Source organism: Micromonospora sp. LOL_013, from assembly GCF_048060315.1.
In the GTDB taxonomy this organism is placed as follows: domain Bacteria; phylum Actinomycetota; class Actinomycetes; order Mycobacteriales; family Micromonosporaceae; genus Micromonospora_E.
The window spans coordinates 36,981-50,350 of sequence record NZ_JBHMIQ010000024.1; the positions used below are offsets into that span (position 1 = coordinate 36,981).

General features: G+C 71.2%; 10 protein-coding genes. 6 read left to right on the plus strand and 4 right to left on the minus strand.

Annotated features, from left to right (window positions below; translation table 11 throughout):
• Nucleotides 1–369: 369 nt before the first annotated feature.
• Entirely contained in the window at nucleotides 370–1,170 is an 801-nt protein-coding gene (locus tag ACFHWS_RS17365; protein ID WP_123604345.1) for an HAD family hydrolase, read from the plus strand.
• Between the two features lie 43 nt (nucleotides 1,171–1,213).
• Here ACFHWS_RS17365 and ACFHWS_RS17370 read toward each other — a convergent pair whose 3' ends face one another.
• Nucleotides 1,214–1,981, minus strand: coding sequence for an oxidoreductase (locus ACFHWS_RS17370; protein ID WP_416568558.1), 768 nt, complete (start codon nucleotides 1,979–1,981; stop codon nucleotides 1,214–1,216).
• 157 nt (nucleotides 1,982–2,138) lie between these two features.
• Between ACFHWS_RS17370 and acs the strand changes: the two genes are divergently transcribed.
• From acs to ACFHWS_RS17385, 3 genes are all read left to right on the plus strand, one after another.
• A complete protein-coding gene (gene acs, locus ACFHWS_RS17375; RefSeq protein WP_416568559.1) occupies nucleotides 2,139–4,103 on the plus strand; it encodes an acetate--CoA ligase in 1,965 nt (654 codons plus the stop codon).
• A gap of 303 nt (nucleotides 4,104–4,406) precedes the next feature.
• Nucleotides 4,407–6,785 carry an immune inhibitor A domain-containing protein gene (locus ACFHWS_RS17380; protein WP_416556486.1) on the plus strand — a complete coding sequence of 793 codons (2,379 nt, stop codon included), beginning with the start codon at nucleotides 4,407–4,409 and terminating at the stop codon, nucleotides 6,783–6,785.
• Nucleotides 6,786–6,850: 65 nt separating this feature from the next.
• On the plus strand, nucleotides 6,851–7,336 hold the full coding sequence (locus ACFHWS_RS17385) for a hypothetical protein (RefSeq protein ID WP_416556435.1): 486 nt from the start codon (nucleotides 6,851–6,853) through the stop codon (nucleotides 7,334–7,336).
• Here ACFHWS_RS17385 and ACFHWS_RS17390 read toward each other — a convergent pair.
• Entirely contained in the window at nucleotides 7,326–8,564 is a 1,239-nt protein-coding gene (locus ACFHWS_RS17390) for a C45 family autoproteolytic acyltransferase/hydolase (protein WP_416568560.1), read from the minus strand. The genes ACFHWS_RS17385 and ACFHWS_RS17390 overlap by 11 nt on opposite strands.
• A gap of 281 nt (nucleotides 8,565–8,845) precedes the next feature.
• Here ACFHWS_RS17390 and ACFHWS_RS17395 point away from each other — a divergent pair, with 281 nt between their 5' ends.
• Nucleotides 8,846–10,066 carry an IS110 family transposase gene (locus tag ACFHWS_RS17395; protein ID WP_416568561.1) on the plus strand — a complete coding sequence of 407 codons (1,221 nt, stop codon included), beginning with the start codon at nucleotides 8,846–8,848 and terminating at the stop codon, nucleotides 10,064–10,066.
• 124 nt (nucleotides 10,067–10,190) lie between these two features.
• A complete protein-coding gene (locus tag ACFHWS_RS17400) occupies nucleotides 10,191–11,129 on the plus strand; it encodes an alpha/beta fold hydrolase (RefSeq protein ID WP_416556490.1) in 939 nt (312 codons plus the stop codon).
• Between the two features lie 13 nt (nucleotides 11,130–11,142).
• Here ACFHWS_RS17400 and ACFHWS_RS17405 read toward each other — a convergent pair whose 3' ends face one another.
• Both ACFHWS_RS17405 and ACFHWS_RS17410 read right to left on the minus strand, forming a co-directional pair.
• The gene (locus tag ACFHWS_RS17405; protein WP_416556491.1) at nucleotides 11,143–11,508 is read right to left on the minus strand and encodes a hypothetical protein; all 366 of its coding nucleotides are present in this window, start codon (nucleotides 11,506–11,508) and stop codon (nucleotides 11,143–11,145) included.
• Nucleotides 11,505–13,301: an SseB family protein gene (locus ACFHWS_RS17410; protein WP_416556492.1), complete on the minus strand. Its 1,797-nt coding sequence runs from the start codon at nucleotides 13,299–13,301 to the stop codon at nucleotides 11,505–11,507. The genes ACFHWS_RS17405 and ACFHWS_RS17410 overlap by 4 nt, the downstream gene beginning before the upstream one ends.
• Nucleotides 13,302–13,370 lie beyond the last annotated feature (69 nt).

Here is a 13,370-nt window from a genome sequence, read left to right on the forward strand (position 1 = left end):
ACGCCGGGAGCCGGAACATGCCAGGAATAGCGACGACCCCCGCCGGGGGGAGACGGGGGTCGCCTGGGGTTCGGCTCCGGGGGGGGTCGAGCCGAACCCGCTCAGCGGTCACGGGGGGGTGCAACCGCCGAGTGTCTTCCGGATGAAGCCTGGGACGGAAAGATAACTGTGTCATGACAAGCATGCCTGAGCAGACCGCCACCCGTCGAGTGGCGTTCTCACCGGCAGTCGCACCGCTGCCGGCACGGGACGCAGGTTGGGCCACTCAGCTTCCTGATCGTCGGATCAGATCCCGGGGGATCCCCGTCGCCGACCGGCGACGACGCACCGGCCGTCGCCGACGTCCCGCTCCGGCTAGACTGCACCGTCGTGGGCCGCAGCGCCGCTTTTTTTGATCTCGACAAGACTGTCATCGCCAAGTCCAGCGCCTTGGCGTTCGGCCGGCCGTTCTACCGCGACGGGCTGATCACCAGGCGGGACGTGGTCAAGTCGGCGTACGCCCAGCTGATGTTTCGGCTCGGCGGCTCCGACGAGCAGACCATGGCCCGCACCCGCGACTACCTGGCCGCGCTGTGCAAGGGCTGGCAGGTGGAGCAGGTCCGCCAGATCGTCGCGGAGACGTTGCATGAGCTGATCAACCCGTACGTCTACGCCGAGGCGGCGGCGCTGATCGAGGAGCACCAGAACGCCGGGCGGGACGTGGTGCTGGTCTCCGCGTCGGGCGAGGAGATGGTACGCCCGATCGGCGAACTGCTCGGCGTCACCGACGTGATCGCCACCCGGATGGCCGTGGAGAACGGCCGGTACAGCGGAGAAATCGAGTTCTACGCGGCTGGGGCAGCCAAGGTCACCGGCGTCACCGAGCTCGCTGAGCAGCGCGGATACGACCTCGCCGAGTGCTACGCCTACTCCGACTCGGTCACCGACGTACCGATGCTCGAATGCGTCGGGCACCCGACGGTGGTCAACCCGGACCGCCAGCTCCGCAAGCTCGCCACCGAGCAGGGCTGGCCGGTCCTCGCCTTCCGCCACCCGATCCCGCTCGGCCGCAGGTTGCGGGAGCGGCCGGCGGTCCCGGTGGCAGCCGCCGCGTTGAGCGTCGGGGTCGGGGTCGCGATCGGCATCGCCTGGTACGGCCGGCACCGCCGGACAAAGACAGCCTCGGCCTGACCCCGCACCTGAACCGGTCGTCCAGCCGACCCGGTCGCGCGGCTCAGGCGTTGGCCAGCACCTCGTCGGCGACCCGGGTCAGCTCCTGCGCGCCCAGCTCGACCGCGGTCAGATAGTGCCGCAGCCAGGAGCGGACACCGTCCGGCGTACCCGTCGCGAAGGCGCCCGCTGAACCCACGTACTCGGGTTGCCGTTCGTGGTGGCCGACCTCGACGGCGAGCAGGCCACGCGGGTCCGTGCCGGCCGCGACCAGGGTGAGCCGCGCGGCGGACCGGGCCACCACCCCGCCCGGCCCGGCGAACGGCCGCAACGCGAGCAGCTCGGCGTGCACCACGGCGGCCAGCAGCAGCGCCGGCACCGAGGTGCCGCCGCCGACCAGCGCGCAGACCCCGTCCAGCCGCGGCGCCGCATCCGGCCCCACCGTCACGCCCGGCCCGGCGGCTGGACGCCCCAGCTGGTCGGCCGGCACCAGTCCGCGCGCGGCGAGCACGTGCAACCGGGCCAGCACCTGACGGGGGGTACGGGGCCAGCGGTCGGCCAGCGTGGGAACCGCCTCGGCCACCCGCAGGGCCCCCTGCACCACCGGATCGGTCACCGTCCCGGCGCGTACGTCGGCGACCGGATGATCGTGCCCGTCCAACGCGGCACTGGCCACCGCCGAGCGGAGGCTGATCTCGGCCGCCACCGCCCCGCCGTGCCGACGCAGCGCCCGGTGCCGCAACGCGCCGTCGACCTGCTCGCGGGCGCGGTCCAGCGCGGGTGCCACGTCGGCGAGGTCGAGCAGCGGGGCCAGCGGGTCGGTCTCGGTCACCAACGACACGGTACAAGCTTGGCCAGCCGAACCGCCCGCCGCGCCGGTGTGGCCGCTCGGCGCGCGATGGGTACCCGGGTATCCGCCAAGTCTCGTGCCGGCGGGACGGCGACACTAACCTCGGAGCAAGTCAAGCGACGTGTGAGGAGCCCCACGCATGAGCGAAACGCTGGAGAATCTGCTTCAGGAGAATCGCCGGTTCGAGCCGCCCGCCGAGCTGGCCGGGGCGGCCAACGTCACCGCGGCCGGGTACGACCAGGCAGCCGCCGACCGACTTGGCTTCTGGGCGGGCCAGGCCCGCCGGCTGCACTGGGCCAAGGAGTGGGACCAGGTGCTGGACTGGTCCAACCCGCCGTTCGCCAAGTGGTTCGTCGGCGGTCAGCTCAACGTCGCGTACAACTGTCTGGACCGGCACGTCGCCGCCGGGGCCGGCGACCGGGTCGCCATCCACTGGGAGGGCGAGCCGGGCGACACCCGCACCATCACCTACGCCGACCTGCACCGGATGACCTGCCAGGCGGCGAACGCGCTGACCGACCTCGGTGTGACGGCGGGTGACCGGGTGGCGATCTACCTGCCGATGATCCCGGAGGCCGCGGTCGCCATGCTGGCCTGCGCCCGGATCGGCGCGACGCACAACGTCGTGTTCGGCGGCTTCTCGGTCGACGCGCTCTCCGGCCGGGTACAGGACGCCAGCGCCAAGGTGATCATCACCGCCGACGGCGGCTACCGGCGCGGCAAGCCCTCGGCCCTGAAGCCGACCGTCGACGAGGCGGTGGCCCGGTGCCCGTCGGTGGAGCACGTTCTGGTGGTCCGGCGGACCGGCGAGGAGGTCACCTGGACCGACAAGGACCACTGGTGGCACGAGACAGTGGAGAAGGCGAACACCGAGCACGAGGCGCAGCCGTTCGACGCCGAGCAGCCGCTGTTCATCCTCTACACCAGCGGCACCACGGCCAAGCCGAAGGGCATCCTGCACACCAGCGGCGGCTACCTGACCCAGGCGTCCTACACCCAGCACGCGGTCTTCGACCTCAAGCCGGAGACCGACGTCTACTGGTGCACCGCCGACATCGGCTGGGTCACCGGGCATTCGTACATCGTGTACGGTCCGCTGTCCAACGGTGCCACCCAGCTGATGTACGAGGGCACCCCGGACACCCCGCACCAGGGCCGGTTCTGGGAGCTGGTGCAGAAGTACAAGGTGAGCATCCTCTACACCGCGCCGACGCTGATCCGCACCATGATGAAGTGGGGCGAGGACATCCCGGCCGGGTACGACCTCAGTTCGCTGCGGCTGCTCGGCAGCGTCGGTGAGCCGATCAACCCGGAGGCCTGGATGTGGTACCGGCAACACATCGGCGGGGGCCGGTGCCCGGTCGTGGACACCTGGTGGCAGACCGAGACGGGCTCGATCATGATCTCGCCGTTGCCCGGGGTGACCGCCACCAAGCCGGGCAGCGCGATGACCCCGCTGCCCGGGATCAGCGCCGACGTGGTCGACGACCAGGCCGAGTCGGTGCCCGACGGTGGTGGCGGCTACCTGGTGCTGCGCGAGCCGTGGCCGTCGATGCTGCGCACCATCTGGGGCGACGACCAGCGGTTCATTGACACCTACTGGTCCCGGTTCGACAAGATGTACTTCGCCGGTGACGGGGCCAAGAAGGACGCCGACGGGCACATCTGGCTGCTTGGCCGGGTGGACGACGTGATGCTGGTCTCCGGGCACAACATTTCCACCACCGAGGTGGAGTCGGCGCTGGTGTCGCACCCGTCGGTGGCGGAGGCCGCCGTGGTGGGCGCCACCGACCCGACCACCGGTCAGGCCATCGTCGCGTTCACCATCCCGCGCGGCAGCGCGGACATCGCGGGTGAGGCCGGCGAGGCGCTGATCCAGGAGCTGCGCAACCATGTCGCGCGTACACTCGGGCCGATCGCCAAGCCCCGCCAGATCATGCTGGTGCCGGAGCTGCCGAAGACCCGCTCCGGCAAGATCATGCGCCGGTTGCTGCGGGACGTCGCCGAGAACCGGTCGCTCGGCGACGTGACCACGCTGCAGGACTCCACCGTGATGGAGCTGATCTCCTCCGGCATGCAGGGCGGCAAGTCCGACGGCGACTGACGTCCGCCGCCGGTGGTGGCGCGGTCCCGGCGGGCCGCCGACGTGGACGACTCGAGGCCGGCCCGGTCGCTTCGGCGGCCGGGCCGGCCATTTTCACCCCGTGATCGTTGTGACATATCAGGGCGATCCAGCCGGGAGCGTGAAACAAATCGACGCATTGACCTTCACAGGGGTTCCCTCGGGTGACTAGGTTCACGGTGGCCCCAACAACGGTGGCCACATCATCCGGACATCGTGCCGCCCTCACCCAAGTGGCGGCGTTGATTCCCCCGAACCGGAGGTATCCAGGTGCGCAAAGTCATGGTGGGGATGCTCACCGTGTCGCTCGCCTCGGGCATGGGCTTTGCTCTACCCGCGACGGCGATGGCCGCACCATCGGTGGACACACCGGTGGCGGCTCCTTCCCGGGCCGAAACCCCGAGCCTCGACGACCTGCCCAACCCGCTCGGCGAAAAGCGACGTGAGCTGCGCGAACGCGCAGTGAGCGAAGTGGTCAGTGGCCGGCTCACCCCGGAACGGCGCGGCGCGAGCACCGTCGCGAAGGTCGGTGAGACGTCGGGCACCGGCATCGCCGGCCGGGCCGCCCGTGGCGGCGCCGGGTCCGGCAAGGACCAGTACGTCGAGCTGGAGCGGGAGACCACCGACCGGATCTTCGTGATCCTGGCCGAGTTCGGCAACGAGCGGCACCCCAGCTACCCGGACGTGGACAGCAACCCGGACTGGGACGGCCCGGCCCGGTTCGACGGACCGCTGCACAACGAGATCCCCGAGCCGGACCGGACGGTCGACAACACCACCATCTGGCAGGCCGACTACTCCGCCGACCACTACCGGGAGCTGTACTTCGGCGCCGGTGAAGGCGTCGAGTCGGTCAAGACCTACTACGAGACCCAGTCCTCCGGGCGGTACAGCGTCGAGGGCACCGTCACCGACTGGGTGAAGGTCCGCTACAACGAGGCCCGGTACGGTCGCGACCTGTGCGGCGGCAACGTCTGCAGCAACGTCTGGCAGCTGCTGCGCGATGCCGCCAACCAGTGGGTCGCCGACCAGCAGGCGCTCGGCCGCACCGACGAGGAGATCGCCGCCGAGCTGCGTGAGTTCGACAAGTGGGACCGGTACGACTACGACGGCGACGGCGACTTCAACGAGGCCGACGGCTACATCGACCACTTCCAGATCGTGCACGCCGGTGGCGACCAGGCCGACCGTGACCCGTGGCAGGGTGAGGACGCGATCTGGAGCCACCGCTGGTACGCCTTCGCCACCGACATCGGGCTGACCGGCCCGGCGCAGAACCCGGCCGGTGGCACCCAGATCGGCGACAGCGGGCTGTGGATCGGCGACTACACCATCCAGCCGGAGAACGGTGGACTGAGCGTCTTCGTCCACGAGTACGGCCACGACCTGGGCCTGCCGGACGACTACGACACCTCCGGCGGCGGTGACAACAACAACGAGCACTGGACGCTGATGGCGCAGAGCCGCCTCGGTGCCGCCACCGACGGCGGGATCGGCGAGCGCCCCGGTGACCTCGGCGCATGGAACAAGCTCCAGCTGGGCTGGCTGGACTACGAAGTGGTGGTGGCCGGGCAGAAACGCACCCTGCACCTGGGTCCGCAGGAGTACAACACCAAGCGGGCCCAGGCGGTCGTCGTCGTGCTGCCGAAGAAGGAGGTCACCACCGAGCTCGGCGAGCCGTACGCCGGTGAGCTGCAGTACTTCTCCGGCAACGGAGACGACATGAGCAACACGATGACCCGTGAGTTCGACCTCGCCGGTGCCTCGACCGCCGCACTGTCGATGAAGGCGCGTTACGACATCGAGGACGACTACGACTACCTGTACTTCCAGGCATCGGCCGACGGTGGGGCGAGCTGGACCTCGCTCGAAGGCACCGTCAACGGTGTCCCGTACGGCACCGACGGCAGCGGCACCCCGGCGATCGACAGCTCGACCGGTGGCCAGTGGGTCGACATCAACGTGCCGCTGGACGCGTACGCCGGGGATGCCGCACTGGTCCGGCTGCTCTACCGCACCGACGGCGCGGTGGCGTACGGCGGCTTCTTCGGTGACGAGATGACCGTGACCGCCGACGGCTCGCCGATCTTCACCGACGGTGCCGAGGGCGACGGCGGTTGGGCGCTCGACGGTTGGACCACGGTCGGGGCCAGCGTGACCGCTGACTACGACAACTACTACATCGCCGGGCACCGCTCGTACGTATCGTACGACCGTTACCTGGAGACCGGCCCGTACTACTTCGGGTACGCCGACACCAAGCCCGACATGGTGGACCACTACGCGTACCAGGAGGGTCTGCTGATTTCGTACTGGGACACCTCCCAGGTCGACAACAACACCAACGTGCACCCGGGTGCGGGGCGCAACCTGTACATCGACTCGCGGCCGCGGCCGATGTACAACCTGACCGGCGCGCCATGGCGGGCCCGGGTCCAGGTGTACGACGCGCCGTTCAGCCTCAAGAAGGCCGACGGGTTCACTCTGCACATCAATGGCGAACCGCACTGGGTACGCGGCCAGGCGGCCCAGCCGCTGTTCGACGACACCCGGAAGTACTTCTACGAGGAACTGCCCAACCACGGGGTGAAGCTGCCCGCGGTCGGCGTAAAGATCCGGGTGGTGTCGGTGGACGGCACCACGATGAAGATCCGGATCTCCTGACCCGGCGGTGACGCGGTCCCGGCCGGCCGGTGGAACTCCGGCCGGCCGGGCGGCGTCCAACCGGCATGGCAGTGCCGAAACTGATCCGACAGTCAGCCTCCCGGGCCGTCGCCGCCATGCTGACCGGCGTGGTGCTGATCGCCGTCGCTGGTTGCGGCGGCGGCCCCACCTCAGGAGCACCGATGCCGGCGACCCCGGACGCCTCGCAGAGCGGTTCCGACGGAGCGGCGAAACCGACCCCGACGCCGACCGAAACGCCGGGCCTGTCCCGGACCGAACCGCCGACGCTGCCCCGACCCGGGACGCCCCCGAAGACCCCGTCCGACCTGATCACCGGCGACTGGCTGGTCGGCACGGTGACCCGGGGTGGCACCGGACCCTGCTACGGGCTGGTCACCGACGACGGGACCGAACACGCGCTGTACGGCGACGACGGCACCACGCTTACCCAGCACACCCGGATCCGGGTGAAGGTGGCTCCGCTGCGGATCCGGATCCACTGCGGGCCGGGCCAGCACTGGCAGCTGATCCGGACGGAGGTCATCCGGTGACGGCGTCGGCCAGCTCCAGCCAGTGGTATTCGTGCCGGCACGGCGGGCCGGCGGCCAGCCCCAGCCGGCGGGCGTCCAGGTCGATCAGCACCGAGTAGACCGTTTCCGCCTGGTCCGCCGGCGCGTCCCGCTCGTCGAGATGCCGACAGATCGCCAACGGCAGACCCAGATGATCATGGAACACGTCGGCCAGGTCGGCCAGGGTCAACGGCGCACCGGCCGCCCGTTCGGCCAGTAGCCGACGGGCCCGGGCCGCCCGGAACATCGACGAGCCGCCGAGGTTCTTCGTCGTGTCCCGCACCGGCAGGGCCGTCTCCAGGTGGTTTGCATGGGTGAGCACCCCGTCCACCGGGTGGGTCCACCCGACGTCGCCGGGGACCACCTCCAGGTCGAGCAGTTCCCCACCGGCCGGGCCGGCCTGGCCGAGCAGCAGGTTGATCGACGCGTTCCGGGGGGTACGGCAGGCCACCCGGGTCGCCTGGCCGAGGCTGCCGGCTTCCAGCACGGCGCGCAGCAGCACGTGGTACGGCACCCCGGGCGATCGGCCCGGCGCCAGCCCGTCCCGGTCGCTGCCGAGCATGTTGATGCAGACCCCCAGCCCTGCCGAGTTCAGCCCGGCCTTGGCGAGCATGCCCGCCTCGGTGAGGGTGAGCACGGTCAGCCCTCGCTCGTCCGTGGTCCGCAGCAGCACCATGGTGTCCCGCTGGCCGGGATGCCAGTCCCAGTTCTGCCCGAGCAGCAGGTGGCCGTCGGCGGTCCGCGAGCCGAGCACCCCGGCCGCCGTACAGCCGCCGGCCGACCCGTCCGGGCCGGCGTCGCGGCCGGGGCCGGGATCGGCGGGTTCCGGCTCCGTGGGGTCGCTGGGCGGCGGGTCGGCCGCCGTCCGCCCGGTGCCGTACAGCAGCTCGGTACGGGCGTTCAGCGCGTAGACCTCGTCGACGTGCACCCCGGCTCCGCCGGCCACCGCGTCGAGCGCCTCGACGATCCTCGGGTGGGCGGCCCGGCTGGCGTTGCGGAAGGTCCCGCCGGCGATCCGTACCGCCGACCTGCTCAACCCGGCCTCGTCGCGAAACCGCCGCAGGTAGTGCTCGATGTTGCGGGCGATCACCGATGCTGCCGCCGCACCGTAGCCGGCGCCGTACTCGGCCGGCGGCCCGGCGACGCTGATCAACGGGACGGGTGGCGGTTGGGGGTTGCCCGGCGCGGGTCCGGCAGCATCGTCGGCCATCCGGCAACCGTAGCGCCGCCCGACCGGGTCCCGCCGCCAGCGGCGGAAGTCCGCCCCCGTTACCTTTTTGATCGTCCCCAGCCGGGGACTGCTCGGTCGCCCGGCTCGGTATGACTGAATGCCCCTGTCGTATGCATGATCCGGGGGGTGTTGTCGCCGGGCCGGGTGGCGTCGGCGGACCGCTGATAGGGACCCGGCCACCCCGTCGTGGGGTAGGTCTCTCCGTAACGTGGATGCCGGCAGTCCGGCGCCGTGACCAGCGGCCGAGCCACGCCAACGCGGTGAGGAGGCAAGCTGTGCACGACGGGTTCGGCGTCTTCATCGGACTCGACGTCGGCAAGGAAGGACACCACGCGGTCGCGTTGAACCGCGACGGCAGGCGGCTGCACGACGCGACCCTGCCCAACACCGAAGCCGGGCTGCGGAAACTGTTCGACAAGCTGGGCCGGCACGGCCGGATCCTGGCCGTGGTCGACCAGCCCGCCTCGATCGGCGCGTTGCCCGTCGCGGTCGCCCGCGCCTGCGGCCACCAGGTGGCCTACCTGCCCGGTCTGGTCATGCGCCGGCTGGCCGACCTGCACCCCGGCACCGCGAAGACCGACGCCCGCGACGCGTACGTCATCGCCGACGCCGCCCGCACCCTGCCCCACACCCTGCGCAGGGTCGACACCGGCGACGACGCCCTGGCCGAACTGGAGGTGATGGTCGGCTACGACGACGACCTCGCCGGCGAGGTCACCCGCGTCGCCAACCGCATCCGGGGCCTGCTCACCCAGATCCACCCACCCCTGGAACGCGTCCTCGGCCCGAAACTGCAGCACCCCGCCGTCCTGGAAGCCATCTCGCGGTGCGGCGGCCCCACCGGGCTGCGCAGGGCCGGACGGGCGAAACTCACCGAGATCGTCAAGGCCCGCGCGCCACGCATGGGCGCCCGCCTGGTCGACCAGATCCTCACCGCGCTCGACGCGCAGACCGTCGTGGTCCCCGGCACCACCGCCGCCGAGACCGTCCTTCCCCGACTCGCCGACAGCCTGCGTGACCTGCTGCGCCAACGCGACCAGGTCGCCGAACAGGTCGAAGGGATGCTTGATGCGCACCCTCTTGCCCCGGTCCTGACCTCGATGCCCGGCATCGGCGTCAGGACCGCGGCCCGCATCCTGCTCGAAGTCGGCGACGGCACCTCGTTCCCTACCCCCGGCCACCTGGCCGCCTACGCTGGCCTGGCCCCGGTCACCCGCCGCTCCGGCACCAGCATCCGGGGTGAACACCCACCCAAGGGCGGCAACAAGCAGCTGAAACGCGCGTTCTTCCTGTCCGCGTTCGCCGCGCTCGCCGACCCGCTCAGCCGCGCCTACTACGACCGCAAACGCGCTGAGGGCAAGAAGCACAACGCCGCCCTCATCTGCCTCGCCCGCCGCCGCGTCGACGTCCTCCACGCCATGCTCCGCACCCAACGCCCATACCAGCCCAAACCGGCGGACGAACCCCGCCTCGCCGCTTGACACAACCCATAGGGACACCCCCCCGGTGGACCACCCTGAGCCCACGCCGGTGATCGCCCTGAACCAACCTCTATTGTTTGCCCAGGCCGGATACGGTGGTGCGGGGCCGGCCTACGCTGTCGCCATGGGAGAACGTGGCAGTACAGCGGGCCCGGTCGACGAGTCCTGTGTACTCATCAAGGGCCCCTGGGAGCACCGGTACGTCGGTGCCAACGGCAGCCGGTTCCATGTGGTCGAGGCCGGCACCGGCCCGCTGGTCCTTTTCCTGCACGGATTTCCCGAGTTCTGGTGGGCCTGGCACGAGATGCTGCCGGCGGTGGCCGACGCCGGTTACCGTGCCGTCGCGGTCGACATGCGCGGTTTCGGCGCGAGCGACAAGCCGCCGCGCGGGTACGACGGATACACGCTGGCCGCCGACGTCACCGGCATGATCAGGGCGCTCGGCGAGCGCTCGGCGACCATCGTCGGCGCCGGCTTCGGCGGCATGATCGGGTGGACCGCCGCCGCGTTCCACCCGAGGATGGTGCGCCGGCTGATTGTCATCGGGGCCGCCCACCCGCTGCGGCTACGCTCGGCGATCTTCACCGACCCGCGTGGGCAGGCCGCCGCCTCCACCCCGTCGCTGCGCTTCCAGCTACCCCGCTACGAACACGTGCTGACCCGCGACGACGCGGCGATGGTCGGTGGGTTCCTCCGCCAGTGGGGTGGGTCGGCGTGGACGGGCGGAGCCCGGTTCACCGAGTACGAACAGCTGTGCCGGACCGCGATGCGGATTCCTCAGGCGTCGTTCTGCGCGCTGGAGGGATACCGCTGGGCGTTCCGGTCGCTGCTGCGGCTGCACGGCTACCGCTTCGTCAAGCTGTTGCAGGAGCCGCTGGTGACACCGACGTTGCAGCTGCACGGAGCGTTGGACCCGGCGGTGCTGCCCCGGACGGCGCAAGGCTCCGGGCGGTACGTGATCGCCCCGTACGAGTGGCGGCTACTGGACGAGGTGGGTCACTTCCCGCACGTCGAGTCGCCGGAGGTGGTGCTCGGCGAGGTACTGCGCTGGGCCAAGAGCTGATCCGCGACCCGGGTCAGACCCGGTGCTCGCGCAGCTCGGTCACCTCGTTGGCCGCCGCCCAGCCCTGGTAGACGCCGAAGTCGAACTCCTCCAGCCCGAGCGACTGCGCGACCGGTGCCCGACCGCCGGTGTACTCGACCCGCAGCCAGCCGTCGTGCTTGGCGAGCACGACGAACGGCTGGCCGTGCCAGGTGCAGGTGGTACGGACGTACGCCAAGTCGTCGACCTCGGACATCGGCACCACCCGGACGTACCGGCCGGAGCGGATCGCGGAGAAGCCGTCGCCCTCCGCCGGCTGGTAGATCCGCACCTCGTCACCGGCCGGGCTGGCGTCGTACTCCTGCCCCTGCCAGCGGGCGACGTAGCCGTCGCGCATCATTCCTCCTTGACCCGCTGCCAGGCGGTCTCGTCGGCGTCCAGCCGGGCGACGAGCGTCCCGGTGCCGTCCGCGCCGAGCCGCCACAGCTGCGAGCCGTGCGGCAGCCGGATCCCGTCGACCTTGAATTCGGCCACGACGTCGCTGCTCTCCCCGGGGGCGAAGCCGTTGCCACGGAACGGCGGGCGCTCGATCACCCAGCCTTCCATCGCCCGCATGGCGTTCTCGTTCTGACCGCCGTAGGGAATCCGGTAGAGGCTCGGCCGGTAGGCCGGCCACCGCAACACGAAGATCTCGTCGGCATCCGGGGCGAAGGGTGACCCGGCGTAGCCGAGCCCGAGTGCCGCGTACAGCTTGGCTGGGGTGTCCAGGTGGGCGACCTCGGCGGCGCGGTGCACGAACCCCGACACCCGGTCGTAGCCACGGTCCAGGTAGTAGCCGACCTGGCTGGCGGCGACGGTCTTCTGCATCGTGGTCGGCTGCCCCGGGACGTCCGGCCCGCTGGACACGGCCGGCTTCGGCGCGGCCGACGCGCCGGGTTGGGGTTCAGCCGGCTGTTCGACGTCGACTTCCTCGACTCCCAGCCCGACTTCGGCCGCCCAGCTGGCCAGGCCGACGATCTCCGTACCGGGCAGCTTCGCGCCGACCGGGGTGCCGGGGTTGATGACGAACGACCACTGCGGGTCCGGCCAGCGGCGGATCAGCTGGACGAACTTCACTTCGACGGTCTCGACCGGGGTGTCGAAGTGCTCGGCGATCCGCTCCGGCGAGGTGAACACCACGACGAACGTGCCGTCGGCGGCGGTCTCAGTCCGCCAGGTGAAGCCCTCGTCGCCGGGTCTGGACCCGGCCACGGACGATTCGGAGACGGGCAGCAGCACCTTGGCGAGCAGGAGGGTGGACAGGAACGAGTTGCTGCCACCGCCGCCCGCCGCCGCGACCAGGTCCCGCTCCACGTCGTTGGCCGGCTCGAAGGCCGGACCGGACGGTGGCTCGACGTCTGGCTCGAGCGCCGGACCGGACGGCGCCTCGGGGACCGGCCCGACGACCGTGCCGCCGGCCGCACCGCGCTGTTCCGCCGCTGGTGCCGGGTCTTCAGTGGGCGGCACCGGACTGACGGTCGGCGGCGCCGGGTCGGCGGCCGCGTTGTCGGGGTGCGGCCACTGACCTTCCGGAGCCGGAGCGGCCGGTGCCGGCGGTGGGCTGGCAGCGGCGGAAGCTTCGGCGGCGTACCGGGTGGGATGCCGGCCGTGGTCCGGCAGTAGATCGGGCCCGCCGTCAACGGGCCCACCGTCGACCGGCCAGGCACCGCCGGGATGGCCGGCCGGTCCGGGGACGGTGGCGGTGGCGGTGGCGCGGGCTCGGGCGGCGGCATCGGCGCGGCCCTCGGAGTGGCCGCCACGGTTCGGCAGTCGCGCGTCTCCGCGGGCCAGCTGAGCGACGAACCAGGCCGGCAGCCAGCCTTCGATCGGCAGACCCGGGTTGACCGCCAGCCACCACTCCAGGTTCGGCCAGGTGGCGGCCAGCTCGGCGAACGTCACCCGACGGGCGGAACTGCCGCTGTCACCTAGGCAGGCGTGCAGGGTGACCGGCGACGTGAACGCAAGGACGTGGGTCCGCCCGTTCGTCGTCCAGGTGCCCCAGCCCATCGGGGCCTGACCGGCCAGGGCCTGAGCCGAAACCGGGAGCAGCAGCTCGGTGCCGGCAAGCAGTTGGAAGTAGAGCTCCTGGTCCTGACGGAGCAGGGCGTCACGCATCGCGGCCTCGATCTCGGTGGCCGGTTGCCAATCGGTCACGGCCGACCCCCCTTTCCACCGGACAGGCCACACGCGTCCGGTACAACCTACAAGGTGGTGCCACGATCA